Origin of the sequence: Alteromonas sp. IB21, from assembly GCF_016405965.1 — a bacterium.
Taxonomy (GTDB): Bacteria; Pseudomonadota; Gammaproteobacteria; order Enterobacterales; family Alteromonadaceae; genus Alteromonas.
In genome coordinates, this window is sequence record NZ_JAEFCD010000018.1 from 34,227 (window position 1) to 54,771 (window position 20,545).

General features: G+C 43.9%; 18 protein-coding genes. 1 reads left to right on the forward strand and 17 read right to left on the reverse strand.

The annotated features are described in order from the left end of the window. Position 1: 1 nt before the first annotated feature. From merP to JC525_RS12965, 17 genes are all read right to left on the reverse strand, one after another. Positions 2-280, reverse strand: coding sequence for a mercury resistance system periplasmic binding protein MerP (gene merP / locus JC525_RS12885; protein ID WP_012518533.1), 279 nt, complete (start codon positions 278-280; stop codon positions 2-4). A 50-nt stretch (positions 281-330) separates the two neighbouring features. After that, positions 331-678, reverse strand: a complete 348-nt coding sequence (locus JC525_RS12890) for a mercuric transporter MerT family protein (protein ID WP_015067766.1) — start codon at positions 676-678, stop codon at positions 331-333. Between the two features lie 123 nt (positions 679-801). Next, on the reverse strand, positions 802-1,191 hold the full coding sequence (merR, locus tag JC525_RS12895) for an Hg(II)-responsive transcriptional regulator (protein WP_015067767.1): 390 nt from the start codon (positions 1,189-1,191) through the stop codon (positions 802-804). A 92-nt stretch (positions 1,192-1,283) separates the two neighbouring features. Continuing rightward, on the reverse strand, positions 1,284-2,522 hold the full coding sequence (locus JC525_RS12900; RefSeq protein ID WP_012518530.1) for a tyrosine-type recombinase/integrase: 1,239 nt from the start codon (positions 2,520-2,522) through the stop codon (positions 1,284-1,286). A gap of 89 nt (positions 2,523-2,611) precedes the next feature. Continuing rightward, entirely contained in the window at positions 2,612-4,030 is a 1,419-nt protein-coding gene (locus tag JC525_RS12905; protein ID WP_198816209.1) for an argonaute/piwi family protein, read from the reverse strand. A gap of 4 nt (positions 4,031-4,034) precedes the next feature. Then, positions 4,035-5,441 (reverse strand): SMEK domain-containing protein, encoded by a 1,407-nt coding sequence (locus JC525_RS12910; RefSeq protein WP_198816210.1) that lies wholly within the window; start codon positions 5,439-5,441, stop codon positions 4,035-4,037. Positions 5,442-5,692: 251 nt separating this feature from the next. Next, entirely contained in the window at positions 5,693-6,298 is a 606-nt protein-coding gene (locus JC525_RS12915) for a methyltransferase family protein (protein WP_198816211.1), read from the reverse strand. Positions 6,299-6,423: 125 nt separating this feature from the next. Further along, the gene (locus tag JC525_RS12920) at positions 6,424-9,534 is read right to left on the reverse strand and encodes a CusA/CzcA family heavy metal efflux RND transporter (protein WP_198816212.1); all 3,111 of its coding nucleotides are present in this window, start codon (positions 9,532-9,534) and stop codon (positions 6,424-6,426) included. Between the two features lie 60 nt (positions 9,535-9,594). Beyond that, a complete protein-coding gene (locus JC525_RS12925; protein ID WP_233095183.1) occupies positions 9,595-10,527 on the reverse strand; it encodes an efflux RND transporter periplasmic adaptor subunit in 933 nt (310 codons plus the stop codon). A gap of 5 nt (positions 10,528-10,532) precedes the next feature. Further along, a complete protein-coding gene (locus JC525_RS12930) occupies positions 10,533-11,903 on the reverse strand; it encodes a TolC family protein (protein WP_198816213.1) in 1,371 nt (456 codons plus the stop codon). A gap of 72 nt (positions 11,904-11,975) precedes the next feature. Further along, entirely contained in the window at positions 11,976-12,353 is a 378-nt protein-coding gene (locus JC525_RS12935; protein ID WP_198816214.1) for a hypothetical protein, read from the reverse strand. Positions 12,354-12,375: 22 nt separating this feature from the next. Then, entirely contained in the window at positions 12,376-13,278 is a 903-nt protein-coding gene (locus tag JC525_RS12940) for a cation diffusion facilitator family transporter (protein WP_198816215.1), read from the reverse strand. A gap of 216 nt (positions 13,279-13,494) precedes the next feature. Continuing rightward, positions 13,495-16,629 carry a CusA/CzcA family heavy metal efflux RND transporter gene (locus JC525_RS12945; protein ID WP_198816216.1) on the reverse strand — a complete coding sequence of 1,045 codons (3,135 nt, stop codon included), beginning with the start codon at positions 16,627-16,629 and terminating at the stop codon, positions 13,495-13,497. Positions 16,630-16,689: 60 nt separating this feature from the next. After that, positions 16,690-17,625, reverse strand: coding sequence for an efflux RND transporter periplasmic adaptor subunit (locus tag JC525_RS12950; protein WP_015065925.1), 936 nt, complete (start codon positions 17,623-17,625; stop codon positions 16,690-16,692). Then, complete coding sequence (locus tag JC525_RS12955; protein ID WP_029937684.1) at positions 17,625-18,959, reverse strand: TolC family protein; 1,335 nt, start codon at positions 18,957-18,959, stop codon at positions 17,625-17,627. The genes JC525_RS12950 and JC525_RS12955 overlap by 1 nt, the downstream gene beginning before the upstream one ends. Before the next feature lie 72 nt (positions 18,960-19,031). After that, complete coding sequence (locus tag JC525_RS12960) at positions 19,032-19,427, reverse strand: hypothetical protein (protein ID WP_004588585.1); 396 nt, start codon at positions 19,425-19,427, stop codon at positions 19,032-19,034. After that, complete coding sequence (locus JC525_RS12965) at positions 19,414-20,031, reverse strand: cation transporter (RefSeq protein ID WP_015065928.1); 618 nt, start codon at positions 20,029-20,031, stop codon at positions 19,414-19,416. Before JC525_RS12965 ends, JC525_RS12960 begins: the two co-directional genes overlap by 14 nt. Positions 20,032-20,110: 79 nt before the next feature. Between JC525_RS12965 and cadR the strand changes: the two genes are divergently transcribed. Further along, positions 20,111-20,500: a Cd(II)/Pb(II)-responsive transcriptional regulator gene (cadR, locus tag JC525_RS12970; RefSeq protein ID WP_198816217.1), complete on the forward strand. Its 390-nt coding sequence runs from the start codon at positions 20,111-20,113 to the stop codon at positions 20,498-20,500. Positions 20,501-20,545: the final 45 nt, after the last annotated feature.

Here is a 20,545-nt window from a genome sequence, read left to right on the forward strand (position 1 = left end):
ATTAATCGCTACTTTTTACGTTAGACGAATAGCCTGCATTCTCGGTGGCTGCCATTAACTCTTTTGTATTGGTTTTCGTATCGTCGAAAGTAACAATAGCTTCATTTGGCTCATATGTGGCTTCGACTGTTTTCACACCTTCCACTTTTTTCAGTGCTAATTTGACCGTAACGGGACAAGTAACACAATTCATGCTAGGTACTTCTAGCGTGACTGTTTTTAACTCTGCCCACGCGGTGGTGCTTGAAAGTAAAGCCATCGTAAGTAATAGTTTTTTCATAATATTTTCCTGTTTTAAAATGTTTTAGGGATTGTGTAAGGTTCTCGAAATCAGATTAACCAAACTAGCCAATAGTTACTTGTGATCAAAACAAGTGCTATTAATGACGTTATCCAAAAGGCAATTTGACGACGACGCCTTGTTTGCGGAATTGCGCAGACACTGCCTGGTTGGCATTTTTCAATCGGCCGATGGATTTTATAACCTGCATAGCCAAGGAAGAGCATGACGGTCACTACAAAAACTGGACGGTATGGTTCAAAAGCGGTTAGGCTACTAATCCATGAGCCACTTATTCCAAGCAACAATAGGACTAACGGACCTACACAACAAATGCCTGCCCCGATCGCCGCGATAATACCTCCCACCATCGGCATTTTAGAGTCGTCGTTGATCATATTTAATCTCGATATTGCATAAGATAGCACCGAGTATAAAGTATGTACCTTAGTACAGAGTCAAGCTTGATTAGTTATTTCATTGTGATTTGTTAGCGGGATGCTCTAGATAGTTAGATACATTTACTTTGGTGACAAGGCATTAATAATGGGGCAATGGCTATCATCATCATTCGTCTGACACTTAGTGATGCTCTCCAATAGCGCATGCTCTAATTGTTTTAGGTCTTCCAGCTTAGATTGCACAGATGCAAGTCTCTGTTTTGCTAGCGCTTCTACCTTGCTACAGCACTCGCTATTTAACGACAGCAGAGATTCTATTTCTTTAAGCGTAAATCCTAATTCTTGAGCGCGTTTTATGAATCGGATCCTATCAACCGTTTCCTTAGGATATAATCGATAACCCTCAGAGGGCTTTTGTGGCTGACTGATTAAGCCATTGCGCTCATAAAAGCGAATAGTTTCTTTATTCACACCGATTAGTTTTGCAATCTTTCCGATTGTCCCTGACATAAGCGAATCACCTCTACAATATAATTGTAAGACACAAGTAGTTATATCAAAGGCTTAAGCCGAGATATTGCCTAACTAAATGTCAAATGTAGCTATTGAACTTTTCTATCTTTACCTGATGCTGCTCGGCGTTTTCGCTCCACTTGCACATAAACTGTGTCAGTGGTCGCACTACTTGAATGACCTAGATCCTCAGATAAATCTTTCAAAGGCCTGTCACGTTCAATCTCCATGCTGGCACCGGTGTGACGCAAGTAATGTGTCGTTGCTTCATTTAATTTCTGTGCGGCTTCTACTCCTTGTTCTGACTTCATCTTATCGAAAGCTGCGTCAAATACTTGCTGCACGAGCCTGGATATTTGACGGCTTGTTAAACCTCCACGACCTCGTATTTTTTCGACCAACACGGTTTGTTCACCTTTGGATGGCAACGGTGACAGCCCACGCCATTCTCTATATCGTTTCAAAAACGTAAGATAACCCGGTGGTACCGTGATATCTCTAATCTTTTTGCCTTTTCCATAGGTCTTAAACCACCAGTTGTTGTCCTCATCTGTCCAAAAATGACTCATCAACGGTGTCCAGTCTTGGCGTTCTGAGAGCTCTGAAAGTCTCAGAAATAGGGTTTTCATGGTAGCAATAACGAATAAATTGCGTTCCACAAGCGGATCGTTATCAGCCATTTCAACTGCGGTATCTAGGAGATATTGCCATTGCTGTTCTGTTAATCGACTGATAGTTTTCACCTGACTGTCTTTTATCATATATTTACAGTCACGTTTTGCTAATGGAATAGGATTGCCGAAACAAATTTCTTCATCGATGAGATGGCGATAAAAAGAGCTTAATGCCACAAAGGTAGATTCTAGGGTCTGCAATGACGGTTGGTACTTTTTCGGATCGAGCACTCTATCTTTATCGTATTTGGGCGGCGTTTGCCTGAACGGCGTCCACTTAAGGTTTGAAGCAAAGTATCCGTTTTTGAAGCTAAATCGGTCATGGAGCTGCGTACTTATCCATTTAACCGGTGGCGCCACACAAAAATCAATGTATCGCAAAATATCTGCTTTGCGTAAATCGTCCACTGGCTGCTTATCCACCATGAAGACCCACAGTAGAAACTTTTCGATGTCATTTCGAAAACGCACATACGTGTGTTGTGATTTGTTGCGACCGATATACAAAAGGTAATCTTTTGCCCAGTCCCAGTGCTGTCTAATCCATGTTGGTTGCTTATCTAAGAATGAACTTAGTTGTGGATAGTCAGATAAATTGAGTTCTGCCAGCTCAGTATACGTGGGAAACAACGGTGTAGGTTTAGTGATGGCCAAATGTGTTTTTATTGTTGGTTAAGGTTGCAACACTATACTTACTCTTGCACCCTATGTCTAATACTAAACCGTATTAGACATAGTAGAGGTTACATGTAGAAACTGTAACTGACCTGAGGTTTCTCTCCTAAATCAACATACTTCATTATTTCTCCCACTTTCTTTGCACACTCAAGAGTAATTGGTAAGCGCCCGTCCAATTGCGTGTTGTTCCAGTTCATCTTGGTTAAACCAAGAATTTCCTCCGCAAGCTCTTCAAGCGAAGAATCATTTTCAAACACATCAATTTTTAACGGATTGGGAATATATGCCCCCGGATATGTCTGATAAAAATCTATGGTTCCTCGTGTGTACAGAATACCTTCATTTTCATTGATTGAAAGTAAAGTACCTCTTACCGGTGGATAGTTTGAATCGCTGAACAAACGCATGTCAGTGTTTGTTATCGAAACAAAGTCCTTTGCACTGATGCTCTTTTCCTCAAGTACACGATTAAATCCTTTAATCTCAGTATCTCTAAACTTCGAAGTCTTATGGATGACAATCCTTGCAGGCATGTGCATTAGTGCTTTACCATATTCTGACAATGCTGAGCTCAACAAATCATGGGCTTGTTGCTCAGACATATATGGTCGTTTATCATTTTTGTCTATTACAACGGGCGTGCCACGGAGAATGACACCGTGTCCGAATTCATCGAACACCTGAGCAAGGCTTGTTGAGATCGTTTCACCATCTCTGCTTCGATAAAACCCTATTCCAACATAACAACTTTTGGGTTTAAATCGCTCTTCTTTTAACCGCCAGGGAACTGTTTTGTTACCCTTGTAATAGAGAGCTGTTGCAAAATTCCAAGCTCGTGTCGCATCATCCTGATTGCCTCTGTTAGCTTTACCCGTTAACAATGTGCTCTCAACAACTAACTGCAGTGGTACACCGAGATGCATACACTTTGCTTTTAGGAGCCTTCTGAAATCATGTTCCAGATAGAGTTCAACTTTCCCAGTGTCCTCTGTTGAATGCTTTTCTCTTTTTGTCAGAGAGATAAACATTTCATCAGGAATTACACAGATGATTACATCAATTGAACGATTTTCCGCAAGAAATTGTATCTGCTCATAAAACAAGTTAACGGCATCGACAACTCGATCCTCTCGCGTTTTATTTTTACCAACTTTGACAATTGATGATTTTTGAATAGTGCGTGTGTAGCCCGGAGACGAAAGTAATTGGGTATGAAACCCATAATCCAATGACACCCCTCCAAAGCCTTTAAATAGATTTGAAAGATGGCTTTCTTTGGCTAAAATACCAGTTCGACATAAATCCAGCCAGACATCTAGCTTGTCAACACCTTCCCCTCTTCCCACGATCCCTAATCTAAGTTCTGAGCGCCGCAATTCATCTTTTGTGTCATATACGCCCATACGTTCAATTCCATTCCTTGGACATATATGAGTACCTTTCCCAAATTCAAGAAGTGGCTCTTGGATGATTGTAATTTTCATAGTTTTATACTTCCGCCTCTTCTTCAACATTGTCATCAGATGACAAGGGATTTTCTTCGGGTGCGAGTTGTATAAGCTGTTCAAACTTGATGCTTTCGCCCAATTGAGCATCCATTTGAGCAAGAAAGTACGATACAAACCGCGTAAGATTTCTTACGGCTTGGTTGTTTTCTAATCCTTTTTGTTTCGATACCAACTTATCATGAAACCTGGAACGACGGTGTGTATTGTAGGTGTATAGCCAACTTGGGACGATCATTGCGTGAAACTGGTCTTGTATTTTTACGAATGTTAACTGGAAACTCAGGTGCTTAAAGTGAGCTACTTTGCCGGGTTCCTTTTTGCTCTCTACGCGCTCGAAAACGGTTCGTTGCGCTGCTTTTAATCCTATCCACTTTTCTTTTCTACTAATCTGTTCTTTATCTTCGGGTTGAAAGTAATATTGTTTTTCGAACATATCAAAACCAATGCAATAGTCTTTCACTTGTTCGCGAACCTGACCTTGCAATAGTGACTTAAAGACATTCTCATACTCAACATATTCAGAATCATAAAGCTCGTTAGAATCTAATTCTTCGATGCTTCCTTTATCTACTATTGACATCAAAGCCGTATGATCATCAAAGTTTGAGAATGTAAACAGTTTCCCATCATGAAATGTCCATGCAGAAAATTGGGAGCCTTCTAGTGCTAACGCTAAGCGCACACATAAAAACATGTCTGATGAGCGCCTTCCCTTATATCCCAGCTCAGCTCTGGCTCTTTCAAACACTTCTTTTTTAACGATCGTCAATTGTGCTACGTACACCGTATTAGGGAAAGAAATTGGAGCCAAATTAGTTGTATATGCTCTTGGCAACTCAGTTGTTGATTCTCGGAGTGCGAGGTAGCCGTCTATCTCACCGAGGATAAGCTTAAACTCATGCAAAATACGCTTTTGTGCAGTGACCCTCAAATTAGATGCTTTTGCTAGAATGTCGCCAGGATCTATTACATGAGTGTTGGTATTGAAAGTGAATACATCCCCCGTAATTTTATCGATAGACAATTGTGAGTAACTTTTCTGCTTTTTAACGAGCATTAAAACGTAAAGCTCATCAAAATTTGATTGGTAGTTTTTTTCAATGAACACATTCAATGTCTTTTTGATTTTTTCCAGATCTGTCGTTGCTGTTACTTGAAAAGCCACTCGGTCAAATTCATCACCTAAATCGATACCCGGGAAATTTTTTTGCTTTGCATTTAAGTTATGTAGCTTTGGTAGATGAAATAGCTCTTTCAGTATAGGGATCAAAGCATCTTCCAATGCAAGGTTGATATCGAGTTTTCCCTGCTTCGTTGCAAGCTCAACTTGAGTAACCAGTCTAGATACTACTTGGCGAAGCTCGTTTTCTACGGTTAACACTTCCATCGATAGCTATGTCCTTTTTATACTGAGATTATATACAGCTTATATAGTAACGCTTTTCATTTAATCAATAACAATTTAGATCATTTTTCCCATTGATATTGCTAGCCATAATACTCATTGAAAGTGCTTTAAATTTGCTGAAGTTATGACAGCCGTCATAGGTGGATTTTTCTAAAGTTACGACCCCAAAATAGGCGATAGCGATAGCCAGCTATCACCCTGAAAAATGTAGAGTACGAAGGTCCTTGGTATTAAGCGTCAACACTAAATCGTGAAAGCTTTGGTATGTATCGGTTGGTGTCAGACTGATATTTTAGAAAATCATTGCCATGCACGTTCTTCAAATAAGGTTCTTCAATTTTTCGAACAATCACTTCAATGCAAATCCAACATACAAAAGCACACGCCCAAAGCAGCATATGAGGGAACGTTATACACACCCCTATCCAAAATAGAAGAATACCAAAGTAAATAGGGTTGCGAGACTTTGCGTAAATCCCGTGAGTAATGAGTGCAGTCGTTTCTTGCTGGTCAACCCCAATACGCCATGAATCTCCCATTTGAATTTGAGACAACAGCGTTACTGCAATTCCGCAGGCGCCAATCAAGGAGCCGAGAAGTTGAAATGGAGTTGAAGGAACAAATAAGAGGGGCACCCGTCCTAAGTAACCATAAAGAATGAGACCAAATGCTAAGCAAAACGTAACCACGAATATAGCCCCTGGTAAAATTTCAATTAATGATGCGTTTATAGATGCTGCTCTAATACCAAAATCACCATTTCTCTTATATTGAACAAAGCTTCTACCGAGGACTGCTAGCAATAAAAAACTACTAATTAAAATAAGCGGAATCATATGTATCCTTATCGTATATGACGTTAAGAATATGATTGTAAAGTCTATACTTAATATAGAGTCAAGAGGTGCCTAAAAATCGTTCAGGTAAAACTTAGGCATTTATGAACAAATGCCCAAGAACACTACTGCTCCCCTTTACTATGCACGAGTCGATAGAGTACAGGCAGCACTATCAGTGTTAGCAAGGTTGACGATATTATCCCACCGATGACCACTGTGGCCAAAGGCCGTTGCACCTCTGCGCCAGTACCCACGTTGAGCGCCATGGGCACGAACCCAAGGCTTGCTACCAATGCAGTCATCAGTACCGGACGCAAACGTGTCAACGCGCCGTCAATAATCGAATTGATTAAGTCGCCAGTTTCATCCAATCTTTGCCGGATAAACGACAACATCACCAAGCCATTGAGTACCGCAATACCCGACAGAGCAATAAACCCGATTGCAGCAGAGATTGATAACGGCATATCCCGTATCCAAAGCGCAAAAATGCCCCCTGTTAACGCCAACGGTACGCCAGTGAAAATAATCAGCGCATCTTTAAACGAACCAAACGCAATAACGAGTAATGCCAGGATCAAAAAGAGTGTGGCGGGTACCACAAGACTCAACCGTTGACTGGCACTTTCTAGTTGCTCAAATGTGCCGCCGTAGTCCAACCAATAACCTGAAGGTAAGTCGACATTTTGTGCAATTTGTTGTTTCGCTTCATTCACAAATGAACCCAAATCACGCTCACGCACATTGGCTGTGACGACAATCCGGCGCTTACCATTTTCTCGGCTAATTTGGCTGGGTATGCTGGCAAACTCAAGTTGGGCAACCTCTGAAATTGGGACGTAAGCCCCCTCACCCGTCATAATCGGAATGCTACCCAGTGCATCTAGATTATTGCGAATACCTTCCGGGTAACGCACCACAAGTTCAAAACGCCTGTCTCCTTCAAATATAAGCCCCGCTTCTTTCCCGCCAATGGAAGCACTTAACCACATTTGTAAGTCAGTGACGTCCAAATTGTAGCGAGCCAACGCATTAGGTTTCGGGTTGACGGTAAAAATGGGAATTTCATCCACTTGCTCTATACGCGCATCAGCCGCTCCTAGTACATCTTGCAATACCGCCAAGATGTTAATGGCGGTCGCTCGCAGCGTTGTTAAGTCATCACCATAGATCTTAATGCCCAAGTCAGCGCGTACACCGCTGATGAGCTCATTAAAACGCATTTGTATGGGTTGGGTAAACTCATAATTATTGCCGGGCATATTTTGTAAGTCGCGTTCTAACTGCTCTACAAACTCTGCTTTGGACACTTCAGGGTTAGGCCATTGGTCATGTGGTTTTAGCATGACAAAAGTATCGGTCACATTGGGCGGCATGGCGTCAGTCGCGACTTCCGCCGTACCGGTTTTAGCAAAAACCGTTTGTACCTGTGGATATTGCATAATGGTTTGCTCTAGTCGTTTTTGCATATCCACCGCTTGCTCAATGCCAGTGCCAGGGACGCGCATAGCGTGAAGGGCAATGTCACCTTCATCCAGTTGAGGCACAAATTCAGTACCCAATCGCATCCCTAACCACATGCTTATCACGACCAATCCAGTTGCGACGATCATGACCAACCAGCGCAATTTCAGCGCCCACAATAGAACAGGACGGTAAACAGATTTAGCGCCTATGATAATCGGGCTTTCTTTTTCACTCACCTTACCTGACATGAACATCGCGACCGCTGCGGGCACCAGTGTGATAGAAAACACCATCGCAGTCAGTAAAGCCAAAATAACAGTTGCCGCCATGGGGTGGAACATTTTGCCTTCTACGCCAGTTAAACTAAAAATAGGGATATAGACAATCGTGATGATCATTACCCCAAATAAACTGGGACGTATCACCTCATTGGTCGCCTCAAATACGACTTCCAGTCTTTCTTTTAATGGCAACACCGCACCTGTTCGCCGCTGTGATTCACTTAATCGCCGAATGCAGTTCTCGACAATGATGACAGCGCCATCGACAATCAAACCAAAATCAAGTGCCCCCAAACTCATTAAGTTGGCGCTAACGCCCGTTTGTACCATTCCTGTAATCGTCGCCAACATCGCTAGGGGGATGACCGCAGCCGTGATGATGGCCGCTCGCACATTGCCCAAGAGTAAAAACAAGACCACGATGACAAGCAATGCCCCTTCCACTAGGTTTTTTCTGACGGTATCGATCGCTTTATCCACCAAAGCTGTGCGGTCATAGACCGTTTCAATCAGCACCCCGTTAGGTAAACTAGTTTGGATTTCATCTACTTTATCAGCGACGGCCAAGGCAACGGCTCGCGAGTTTTCACCAATCAGCATCATCGCTGTACCTAGCACGGTTTCTACCCCTTCGCGCGTCGCAGCGCCGGTGCGAAGCTCTTTGCCTATGGCAACCTCAGCAATATCACCAACCGTCACAGGAGACTGGTTTGTGAGTGTCACCACCACTTGGCTAATGTCATCGATAGAGGATAACTGCGCCTGTGATCGCACCAGTATTTGCTGGCCGTTTCGCTCTATATACCCTGCCCCTTGGTTCGCATTATTGCGTTCAAGTGCTCGCAGCAAGTCATCTGTACTAACGCCATAGTTCAACATTAATTGAGGATCCGGATTAATATGATATTGTTTGGTGTATCCACCAATGGCATTGACCTCAGTAATTCCCTTTACCAAGGCCAGTTGCGGCTTGACTACCCAGTCATGCAATTCACGCAACGCCATGGCATCAAACGCTCTTCCGTCTGACGTTTTGGTGCCAGGTTCAGCGCTCAACGTATACATGTAGATTTCGCCGAGTCCCGTAGCAATCGGCCCCATTTCTGGCTCGATACCTTGGGGCAGTTGACTTTTAATAATGCCGAGGCGCTCATTAATAAGGTTTCTGGCAAAATAAAGGTCAGTGCCTTCCTCAAACACAGCGGTCACTTGTGATAGACCGTAACGAGATAGCGAACGTGTATAATCCAGGTTAGGCAAACCCGCCAAAGCAGTTTCAACCAAAAAGGTGATGCGTTGCTCGGTCTCAAGTGGCGAATAGCCTTGTGCTTGCGTGTTGATTTGCACTTGAACATTGGTGATATCAGGGACGGCATCAATGGGGAGTTTTTGATAGCTAAATAAACCAAACCCAATCACGATAAAGCTTAGCATCAAAAAGATCCCGCGCCTTTCAATCGACGTGCGTAAAATGGAAGCTATCATGCTAAACCTCCACGATTGCTCACTTGCTTTATGAGCTGAAATAGACTGTTGATAGAGGCGTTAGTGATCATGACCCGCCTCCGATTTCTCTAAGTCTGCTTTAATCAAATAGCTATTGGTCGCAACTACGGACTCGCCTTCGGTAAGCCCTAGGAGCACTTCAACACGCGTTCCATCCGACATGCCAAGTTTGACGGGGCGAGGTGTGTATTCGTCATAATGCTGAACAAACACCACTTGATTGTCTTCGTATTCTTGAACCGCAGAGACGGGTACAAGGAGACTCGCGGCTTGAGTGGCAGTGGTCACCTTTGCTTTCACCAAGGTACCTAACGGCCAGTAACCGTCACTATTATCAAGTGCAACGTTGGCAAGCGAGTGAGGGCTGCCATCTACCGACGGTGTTAGGTAAGCGATAGTCGTGACTTGACTAAAATCAGCATGGCTAAGTCCAACACGTTGGCCGACTTTGATTTCACCCAGTTGCTGTGAAAATACGGTCAGCTGCGCCCAGACGTTTTTATAGTTAGCCAACGAAAATAGCACCTGTCCGTTAGACAGCTCACCGTTGTTTGCATGCCTGGCAATCACACTGCCATCAAAGGGCGAGGTAATCGAATAGCTTTTTAAACTTTCATTCGACTCGACAATCGCTAGCACATCGCCTTTTTTTACCTTGTCACCTATGTTGACGTTAACGCTTTTTATCACGCCATTAAATCGTGCACGAATATGGCTAAGTGAGGCGGGATCGGCACTAATTCGACCGTAAAGCGTGGTTGAAACAGCAAGTTCTCCTGGAAAGGCTTGTACAGTTGTGATCCCATTTTTCGTTGCTGTTGTGGTGCTCATTGTCACCACTTCATCCGAGTGACCTTCTTCACCATGGTCATCTTCACCCGCAAATAGCGCGGTGCTATGAATTACTAGCATTAAGGTAGTGGCCAAGGGCGTTAGGTGTGTTAATTTGCGGAAAATGTTTAATTTGTTCATCGTCATTACTTCTTATCGAAATGCGCATTACCAGCCGTTCCATCGCTTGATGGATTGGCGGTGCGCTGAGTTATGAGGGAAATACCCGTCAGCGCTTCTATTTCAGCGCTGCTAAGATGGACTTGCGTAGCCGCGTTGATTAACGCTAAGCGAGTGTTTAAAAACTCCTGCCGTGTCGAGACCCATTCCAGATAGCTAAATCGTCCATCCAAATACGCGTTTTCAACTAAGTTCAGCGCGTCTTTAAGCGGTGGAATGACGTTTTGCTGGATCGATTCAACCTCCAATAACGCACGTTGTTGCTCACCCAGCGCTTGGTTGACTGAATGCAATAGATTTCGCACGTCGCTTTGTTTTTGTTGTTCAATCAAATCAAGCCGTGCTTTTTGTGCTTCATATTCACCTAGATTGCGCTGTTTCTGAAACAGCGGCACACTCACCCCGGCGACAAACGCAGTCTCATCGATACCTTGTATCCGGCGGATACCGGCTGACCACTCAATGTCTGGCCTGTTGCCTGCTTGCACTAAGCGAAGTTGGGCTGATTGAACGCGGCTTTGCTGCGCAAACAAGTCAATATGTGGGCTGTTTTGAATAGCCATTGACAGTGCATTAAAGGAAGCTGTTTCTTGGAAGACAAAGAGTTTACCCTCTACTCGCCTAAAGCTTGGATTTGGCTCTCCCCACATGATCGCTAAACTGCGTATGGCAAAGCGAAGGTTTTGCTTGGTCACGTCAACATCAAGTTGGGATTGAGCAAGTGCTGATAGCGCCCTTTTTTGGTCAAGTAGCGGCGATGCACCGGCTTCCACTCTTTTGGACACGGCCTCAAGGGTATATCTCGCCAGTGCTTCAGCTTCCTTGGTCACGGCCAATAACGCTTGGAGCGACAGCACGTGAATGTAGCGGCGGTTAAGTTCACCGAGTAAGTCCAAAGTGCGGATTTTCTTTTCAACATCTTGTTGCTCCCTGCGCGCTGAAAGCACACCCAGCCTGGCGGCAGGTTTGTTGTCGAGCTGTATCACTGATGACAAAGTAAGCGTCATCTCAAGCTCTTTAAGGCCAGATACCTCACCTGTTCCTAAAAAGTTTTCAAGCTCAACACCGGCGATCAAACCGGGTTTTAAGCCTGCTGTTTTTGTTTCACCCGCCAACACTTGTTGTCTGAATTCAAACTCATGCAAATTTGGGTTATCTGCCAATGTGCGTTTGATCGCATCTTCAAGGGTAATGCTTTCACGCATTAGCGGTGTTTTTGGCTCGTATGAGCGCACGTTAGTCCATACCGAAGACTCGGCTTGGGCGATAATGGGCAGACCGAATATAAGCAGGCACGTGATAGCACGGGCACGCCCAATTAAAAAAGACGGTTTCATAGTGAAGTCCTAATTGTCTATTAAAAGCGAACATCGCATGAACGTTTGAATGCGACGTAATCTAAAGAGGTTTTAGGACGTGTATTTGGGTGGTCGTAATAGGCGGTTAATGGCTGCGTCTAAGACGGCATCCAAATAGTTGAAGTTGTGGCCGGACGCGACCTCATTAAGGTTATTGATGCTGTGATGACTTACCCATTGGGCATGTGAGCCGTGGCAGTGTCCGCAGTGGTGGCAATCGGCAGGATTATGGTGCCCCTTTGCGTCATCTTTACTGATATCTATTTCAGGGCTTACCGAAGCGTCGCTGCTATGCTCGGCATGATCATGCTCGTATTGCAGGTGCTCAGTGTCTATTGCATGAAAATCCAATGAATTAGCGACAGCAGAAAACGACTGAAATACAATCAGCATGATCATGATGTAGCTTGTTCGTTTAAGTTTTTTCATCTTCAGTAGTCTATCAATTGCTTTACGCCTCGTCACGGCATTGTTCATCTGCAAACTCAAACTCGACTGTCGTATGCTCAAAATTATATTTCTTGAGTGAGCCCTGTACGTCATTTTTAAGCGTTTGAATATGCTCTGTGGTCACATCTCCAACTAAGACTAAGTGAACGGTCATCACATTGCGCTCGCCATCGAGAGACCAAATATGAAAATGGTGTAAGTCACTGACGTGTTCATTTGATAACAAATCATCTCGGATGTGTTCAAGTTGCGCTTTATCGGGCGTGGCTTGCAAAAACAACAGTAAGGTTTGTTTTAAATTACGGATCACATTGAAAAGAATAAATAAGGTAAAACCGATGGATAAAATGGGATCTAAAATCGCCCAAGGCTTGAACATCAATACAATCGATACGATAAATACGGCCACCCAACCCAGGACATCTTCGAGTAGGTGCCAATTGAGCACGCGCTCATTAAGAGAATTTCCTTCACTGAGTTTGTAGGCAGCATAACCGTTTACTGCTATACCAAAGATTGACAATAACAACATCCCTTCAGCCTGGGGCATTTCAGGATCAGCCAGTCTGGGAATGGCTTCAAATAGTATCCAAACGGAACCAATAGTCAGCACAACGCCGTTAATTAATGCGCCCAGCAGTGAAAACCGTTTATAACCATAGGAAAATGTACGATTAGCATCTTTTTCACTGAGCTTGTTTAAGCCCCATGAGGTGCCAATAGATAAACTATCGCCTAAATCATGAACAGCGTCCGCCATAATAGCGGTACTGTTCGTTAGCCAGCCACCAATAAACTCGATAATGGTGAACACCACATTTAGGAAAAACGCCCAACCAATACGCTTTGACGCATCACTCGAACGTCCATGTGAATGGTCGTGACTATGATTGTGACTGTGCATGATTTAACTTTTTAAACACATGATGTTTTGCTGCTTTACTAAAGTTCATAAAGCCCCTCCCACATATCTAATGTAGTTGCTTGGAGCGTCCTATTCATTTTCTTAATAGTATTATCGATTTAGTTACAAAAAAACCAATGACACCATCAACTATTACTTTCCAGCGCTTGTATTTCAAAGGTCGATACTAGGAATCGACCTTCTCCATAACCAGTATTAACTAGCGTGATTAATCGCCAATTTAGTTAAATGTCTCCCATACACTATTCTGTAGAGAACTGGTAGAACAACCAAAGTAAGCAGTGTCGAGGACAAAATGCCGCCAATCACAACAGTGGCCAACGGTCTTTGTACTTCTGCTCCTATCCCTGTATTGAGCGCCATGGGCACAAATCCAAGGCTTGCAACTAATGCTGTCATTAATACCGGACGCAAGCGAATAAGAGCCCCTTCAACAATGCTATTCACTAATTCTCCGGTTTCTAGCAAACGTTGCTTGATGAATGACAGCATTACCAATCCGTTTAATACGGCAATCCCAGACAACGCGATAAAACCTACAGACGCGGATATGGATAAAGGCATATCCCTTAACCAAAGAGACATTACACCGCCTGTTAATGCCAAAGGGATACCTGTGAAGATAATTAACGCATCGCGTATAGAACCAAACGCAATTACCAGCATTGTCAAAATCACAAACAACGTAACCGGTACCACAATCGTCAATCGCTGACTCGCACTTTCGAGCTGCTCAAAGGTTCCACCATAGTCGAGCCAATAACCAGCAGGTAAATTTACTTCATCATTAATTCTCGCCTGAGCTTCCTCAACAAAAGTGCCAATATCTCTGTCACGCACATTTGCTGTGACAACAATACTACGTTTGCCATTTTCCCGGCTTATTTGGCTAGGTACTTCTTTAAATGCCAGTGTGGCTAATTCGCTTATTGGTACATGCTCACCAGAGGGCGTGACTATGGGAATGGTCTCAAGCTGAGTGAGTTCATTTCGAATGTCGTCGGCATATCGCACGACAATTTCAAAGCGTCTGTCGCCCTCAAAAATCATTCCAGCGGTTTTTCCACCTGTCGCAGCATTGAGCCATAACTGCAAGTCCGCTATATCCAAACCAAAGCGTGCCAATTGATCAGGCTTTGGTGTGACGGTGAAGATTGGAATGCCTTCTACCTGCTCAAGCCTCGCGTCATCAGCCCCTTCAATCGTTGAAATAACGGACAAAATGTCAGAAGCAGATGCAAAGAGGGTATCTAAGTCATCCCCAAATAGCTTTATCCCCAAATCTGCCCTTACGCCACTAATCAATTCATTAAAACGCATTTGTATAGGTTGGGTAAATTCATAATTATTGCCGGGCAAAGTAAACAAGTCCTCTTCAAACGTTTCCACTAACTCAGCTTTTGTCATTGATGGATCGGGCCATTGCTCCCGAGGTTTTAAAATAACAAACGTATCAGTAATGTTTGGCGGCATAGGATCGGTGGCGACCTCACCCGTACCCGTGCGACCGAATACCGTCTGTACTTGCTTATACTGCATAAGTTTCGCTTCAAGAGTTTTTTGCATTTCAACTGCTTGTTCTACCCCGGTCCCAGGGATCCTAATGGCTTGTACTAAGATATCACCTTCATTGAGCTGAGGAATAAACTCCGAGCCTAATTTACTGCCCATCCATAAACTGCCGACAACCAAAGCACTCGCTGCTACTACCACTAGCCATCTAAAACGCAGCGCTCCGGTTAAAACAGGACGATAGACTGCCTTTGCACCTTTAATAATCGGGTTTTCTTTTTCGCTAATATTTCCTCTCATGAAAATCGCTATCGCCGCAGGCACTACGGTAAAACAAAATACCATTGCGGCAAGCAAAGCCATTATCACGGTCGCTGCCATGGGGTGGAACATTTTACCCTCGACGCCAGTGAGCGTGAACAAGGGGATATAAACAATGGTAATGATCAATACACCAAACAAACTGGGGCGTATGACTTCATTAGTGGCTTCATAAACAACATTCAGCCTTTCTTTGAGCGGTAGAGTAGCGCCGTTTTGTTTCTGGGATTCGGATAATCGTCTGATACAGTTTTCAACAATGATAACTGCGCCATCGACAATCAAGCCAAAATCCAGTGCGCCTAAACTCATCAAGTTAGCAGACACATCGGTTTTGACCATGCCCGATATCGTGGCAAGCATTGCCAAGGGTATTACAGCGGCGGTAATAAGTGCAGCTCGCACATTCCCAAGCAAAACGAATAGCACAACGATGACAAGTAAAGCGCCCTCGACGAGGTTTTTCTGTACTGTGTCGATGGTTTTGTCAACGAGGCTTGTTCTATCGTAAACCGCTTCAAGGATAACGCCCTCGGGTAAGCTTGTTTTAATGGTTTCGAGCTTACTGTCCACAGCTTTGGCGACCGTACGAGAGTTTTCTCCCACTAACATCATTGTCGTGCCAATCACTGTTTCTTGCCCATTTAACGTGCCGGCTCCAGAGCGCAGCTCTTTACCGAGGTTGATTTGGGCGATGTCTTGAATTTTTACCGGTACGCCATCAATGATCTTAACAACCACCTGGCCGATATCGTCGATGCCCTTCAGTTGGGCTTCCGATCTGATCAGTACTTGTTGCCCATTTTGTTCTACAAAACCAGCGCCTTGATTCGCATTGTTGCGTTCTAGCGCACTGAGAAGGTCACCTGTACTTATCCCAAAGTTTATCATTGCGACTGGATTAGGATTCACATGATATTGCTTTTCAAATCCGCCTATCGCATAAACCTCGGTCACCCCCTCAACAAGCGACAATTGGGGCTTAACTACCCAATCATGGATCTCCCTTAATGCCATAGCATCATAGGGTTGACCGTTGTCCTGTCGCGCCTGAGGCTCAGCACTTAACGAGTACATGTAAATTTCACCCAAGCCTGTGGCGATAGGGCCCATTTCAGGGGTTAACCCTGTTGGCAATTGCGCCGCGATGGCGGTGAGACGCTCGTTGACGAGATTTCGTGCGAAATATAAATCAGTGCCCTCTTTAAACACGACTGTGACTTGCGACAAACCATAGCGTGATATCGAGCGGGTATACGATAAATTAGGCAAACCGGCCAGCGAGGTTTCAACTATAAACGTTATGCGTTGCTCAGTCTCCAAAGGCGAGTAACCTGGGGTTGCGGTATTTATCTGCACTTGCACGTTGGTGATATCAGGCACAGCATCAATCGGCAGTTGTTTGTAACTGTACATACCAAAAAAGGCGACAAACAAGGCGAACAACATCATGACACCACGGCGCTCAATCGACAGACGGAGTATTCGTGCAATCATGCTCTCACCTCACCGTTTTTATGGACTTGGCTTTGCTTTTGACAATAAATGCGCAGGTAATTAGTCATCATCGCCCGCCTCCATTTTTAATAAATCAGCTTTTAGTAGATAGCTATTTTCTACAACGACTTGCTGGCCTATTTGAACGCCCTTCACAATCTCTACTAAACGGTTGTCCGTGTTCCCAAGTTTTACTTGGCGGGGGTAAAATCGTTCCCCTTCTTTGACAAAAACAATGGTTTGCCCATCTAACTCTTGTATTGAACTTTTGGGGAGTGCCAGATTGACTTCTTGGAAACCAATCTGAATATAACCCTCTACCATAGCGCCTAAAGGCCAATAACCACTGCCATTATCAACGTTCACAAACGCGATAGAATAGGGTTTGTCATCCGGTGAGGACGTAATGTGGCTTATACTTGATTGTTGCTGCAATTCCTCAAGCCTTAAAGTGACTTCCATATCAGCGGCAATATGAGTACGTTGTTTGGGGAAAATAGCCAATTGAGCAATTGCGCGAGAGTAATTAGCAACAGAAAGCAGCACTTGACCGTTGGTGAGCTCACCATCATTGGCGTGTCTAGCTATGATTTTTCCAGACATCGGTGAGGTGATTGAGTATTGATTTAAACTCTCGTTTGACTCAATGATTGCCAGCGTGTCACCTTTTTCTACTTTATCTCCAATATTCACCATGATACGTTTTACAACACCGTCGAAGCGGGCACGAATATGACTCAGTGACGCAGGATCATGAACTATCCGCCCAAATGTTCTGGTTGTGAGCGATAATGATCCTGACGCGGCTGAAGCAGTCACGATATCGTGTTCAAGCATCCGTTCTTGAGATAACACTACGTACTCGGGTCTTTCTTCGGCTTCCTCATCGTCATCATCAGCCAGGGCGACAGTAGCAAACAGTAAAGTAAGTAGCATGGCTAACACGCCAAGCAAGTCACGTGCGCTAGTGAGTAATGTAAATTGTGATGTATTCATTATTTTTTCTCTAGTAATTCTGATGATTGAGCAGACGTCGAGGGAGAGTCAGAAAACACGGGAATTCCCGTAAGTGCCTCTAGATCTGCGCTTCGAAGGTGGACTAAGCCTGCGGCTTTTATCAGTGTTCGTTGCATATCTATGAGTTGCTGTTGCGTTGTCACCCACTCTATATAGTTGTAGCGACCACTTTCATAGCCATCCCGCGCCAATTTCAATGCAGATTCCAATGTGGGAACGACATTGTCTTGAAGGGTCGTAACAGTGAGCAAGGCTTGATCTTTTGCACTAATGACTTGATTTAATTGGCGAGTGAGTTCACGAATTTTCGCTTGTTTTTGATAGTCGATACTGTCAAGCAATGCGCGCTGTTGTTCGTATTCTCCTAGATTCCGCTGCTTGGTATTTAACGGCACCGAAATACTGGCGACTAACGCTGTGTCATTAATTCCCTGCATTCTTCGGATACCGGCTTCCCACGCAATGTCGAACTGCTGACTGGCCTGAACCACTCTCAATCTGGCCTCTTGTACCCGATAGTTATCAGCATAAAGCAGAACGTGTGGATTGCTTTGAAGCTGTGAAAGCATATGTTCAAGTGATAGTGAATTTGGAAACGATAACAGTGTCCCTTCAACTTCCGCAAACGCAGCGTTAGTGTCACCCCACATGATGGCCAGGTCGCGTTTATACTCATTGAGTTTTTGTTCACTTATCAATAACGACAAACGCGCCTGCGACAACGCTGACTCTGCACGTTTTTTCTCAAGTGGTGAAGAAGCCCCCGCTTCAACCCGTGTAGAGACTGTCTGAAGCATTGTGCGAGCCAGCATTTCAGCTCGTTGCTCAGTCTTGTGCAACGCTTGTTGGACAATGACATTGATATATCGTCGAGTTGTTTCACCCAAGATGTCCAGCGTACGAATGCGCCGTTGTGTAAGCAGTTGTGCTTTTTTTGAACTCACCACATTCATTCGGCCGCTGACTTTATCTCCAAGCTCGATGACCGACGATAAGGTCAGTGTCAATTCGGCATCTTTGATACCAGACACTTCGCCTGTTCCCAACACATTTTCAACTTCAACCCCAACAGACATTTCAGGTCGTAAGCTGGCCATTTTTGATTCACCATCCAAAGCCGAAGATTTAAATTCGAACACAACTAAATCTGGGTTGTTTGATAATGTGCGTTTGAGCGCATTTTCAAGCGTGATTGAAGACTTTTGCGCATTGGCAGATTGAACAGATATGCTCATGGTTACCAGTGCAGCAGATATCAATTTCAGATACGCTGAGCTAGCTTTTTTTATGCCCAATGGGCGTGAAGAACTCATAAAAGAACCTTTTGTTCATAAGATAACGACATACATGGAAAGCACCCATGCAAACATATAGGAGGGAATGGATTAATGTTGAGGTGGGCGCAAAAGGCCTTCGACTAGGCCGTCAGTGACGTTGCGGGAATAACTGTATTGATTGGTATATAACGGTTTAGATACGTCATTTATTGGGTGTTGTGCCAGAAACTTAATCTGTCCACATTGACACAGCACACAATGGAAACACTTAGACTCTTCACTCGACGTATTATCACCAGCATTTACATTTTTTTCGGGAACATCATAAGTGCCTATCGACTTTGATTGTTCAGGGACTGACGATACCTCCGCAGGGTAGTCATCGCATTGAGCGGCGAACGAAAAGCCCGATTGACACATGAGCAAAGTAATAAGTAGCCATGCCAACCTACGCAGTTTTGATGTGCAATTAAAAATTGGCATTTTCTTATCAACTTTGCGCATTAAGCGCTCGCTGTCTTTCATTTCCAGCATCTTCGAGGATCATTTTTGCCCCGCGCAACACAACGCACGAAACTATCACACCGATAACCAGATCAGGCCATCGAGAATCGAGCCAAAACACCAAAACGCCAGCAAAGATAACACCTAAGTTGGCAATCACATCGTTGGCTGAAAATATCCAGCTTGCCCGCATATGCACTTCTTCATTTCTTTGTTTGCGTATGATCACAAGACAAATGACATTAGCAACCAGTGCAACTGCCCCCATAGCCATCATTAGTCCCGATACAGGTTCGCTACCGTAAATTGACCGTCTTACAATATCAATGATAATCAACACACCCAGTGCCATCTGAAAAAAGCCGCTAATTCTAGCCGCATTGGCTTTGTGCAATAGCGATTTACCAATAGCATAAAGGGCAACACCATAGACAACTGCGTCGGCGAGCATATCAAGTGAATCGGCTATTAATGCGGTTGAATCAGCAAGCAACCCGATCCCCATTTCTATAACAAACATTGTCGCGTTTATTCCCAAAAGCCAATACAAAACCTGTCGTTGAGACTGGTCTTTTATTTCAACTTCGCACCCACATCCGCTCATTAGAAACACACTCTTTACTGATGAATAGTATGAGTATAAAGTCTATACTTGGTATAGAGTCAACGGTTAGGAGAAAAAAATGAAAATTGGTGATGTCGCAAAGACGACAGGTTGTAGTATTCATACCATTCGTTTTTATGAAAAGAAGGGGCTCTTGCCTGAGCTTAAGCGCTCAAGTGGAAATTATCGTGTCTACGACAAGGGGACTATTGAACAACTCCTGTTTATCAAACAGTGTCGTTCATTAGATATGTCTATCATGGAAGTAAAAACGCTAATGGACAGTCGTTCGAGGCCAGATCAGAGCTGTTCAAATATCAATACGTTAATAGCTAAGCATTTATCAGACGTCATTATTCGCATTAAAGAGCTAAACGCATTAAAGTCATCACTCGAAAATATGGCGTCAAAGTGTGATCAAAACAAAACCATTAGGGACTGTGGCATTTTAAATTATTTACACACTTAAAAGTGTAAGAAGCATACAATTTCATAGCGGGCGCTCACCTTAACT